Origin of the sequence: Candidatus Phytoplasma palmae (genome assembly GCF_046896035.1) — a bacterium.
Taxonomy (GTDB): Bacteria; Bacillota_I; Bacilli_A; order Acholeplasmatales; family Acholeplasmataceae; genus Phytoplasma; species Phytoplasma palmae.
In genome coordinates this window covers 1-1,444 of the sequence record NZ_JBIPDD010000031.1, presented here as the reverse complement: position 1 = coordinate 1,444, position 1,444 = coordinate 1, and the positions used below count along the sequence as shown (strand labels likewise).

General features: G+C 21.5%; 2 protein-coding genes. Both read right to left on the bottom strand.

Annotation, left to right across the window (positions count from 1 at the left end; all coding sequences use genetic code 11):
- Nucleotides 1–372: 372 nt before the first annotated feature.
- Complete coding sequence (locus ACHMP6_RS01830) at nt 373–756, bottom strand: hypothetical protein (protein ID WP_412097822.1); 384 nt, start codon at nt 754–756, stop codon at nt 373–375.
- 35 nt (nt 757–791) lie between these two features.
- Nucleotides 792–1,444, bottom strand: a 653-nt coding sequence (locus tag ACHMP6_RS01825; protein WP_412097821.1) for a hypothetical protein, incomplete at its 5' end; no start/stop codon positions are given.

The following is a 1,444-nucleotide window of genomic DNA, read 5'->3' as shown; positions in this document are numbered from 1 at the left end:
AGGGGCTTAGATTAATATCTAGTAATAGAAAAACGGTCTAATTCTATCTCGATAAAGAAAAAGATAAAGAGTTTTTTTTTCAAGTTAATTTATTAGGTGGTATTGAAAATTTATCTATTTCTGAAACCCAATCTATTTTGGAATTAGCTCATAAAAAATGTCTTATTTCTAAATTGTTAGATCAATATCATTATTTTAAAATAATGGCTGTTGATTACTCAAAAATTTAATTTAAATAAAAAAACTATTTATGATTATTCATAAATAGTTTTTTATTTAAATTAAATGTTTTTAAAATTATTTATTGATACTAAAGACCATTATTAACTACATTAGTTATTTCAGTCTGCTTTTGTTTTTAAGTGAAACGAGTTACTTATGTATCATGTGTGAAATTAACAAATAATTCAATTCTTTTTGAGTGATTCTCTTATCGTTCTTGAAAACTTTAATAGTATCTTCTTCAATTTTTCTAGTGTATTTTACAATCTTTTTTTCCTCGTCAACAAATTTTTCATTTTTAATGATACGTCTAACGAATTCAAAGACAGAAGAATTTTTATCTGATTTTGTTTGAATCGCCTTGGAATCGGAATGATCAAATTTTTTAATTTCTTGTTCTTTGTTTGAATAAGGATTTGGAGCTGCCAAAATCACGTTAGGAGATAAAAATAAAATTATTGAAAAAGATAATAAAAGAAACGCTAAAATAGTTGAATAATAATTCAAATTATTATTTTTATTTAATTTTAACAAAATCCTTATAAACCTCCTAATATTTTTATTTATTTTTATTTAATTTTTGGCGTAGCTGTTTTAAATACTGTTTCACTCATTGCAAAGAATTCTTTAGGTTCATTACAATTGTGATGAATTCTGTAAGAAAAATTTTCATCTTTTTGTTTATCATGTTTTAATTCAAGATAATCTATACCGTAATTATTTTCTATATTTGGGTTGCTTTTTTCGTCTATAAATATTTTTGTTCTTATGTTAAGAGAATCATTTTTATTATAATTTTTCAAATCTAATTTTTCTTTATTTTTATTTTCTATTTGAAAAGCGTTGTTTTCTAATGATATAAATAATTCTTGTCCTTTTTTAACTTTTTCATTGTTTTGATTAATGTTTTCTGAAACTGCTTTTTCAATAAAATTACAAATTATTTTTTTTAATTCATCAGGTTTAATGTGAGTTTTTGATGAATTTTTTTTCTTTTTTTCTACAGGAACTGAATCATCATGAATGTTAATAATTTTAGAAATTTTTTTATCTTTTTCTATAAAAATATGATTATCAATATGATCACCAAATTCTTCAAGAAGTTCAAGATCTTTAAAATCTAATTCGTCAGATGATGCGAAAACCCTTTGTAATGAAAATAAATTTATTGATAAAATTAAGGAAAAAATAATTATAGATATAAATTTAATTGGAATTAAAT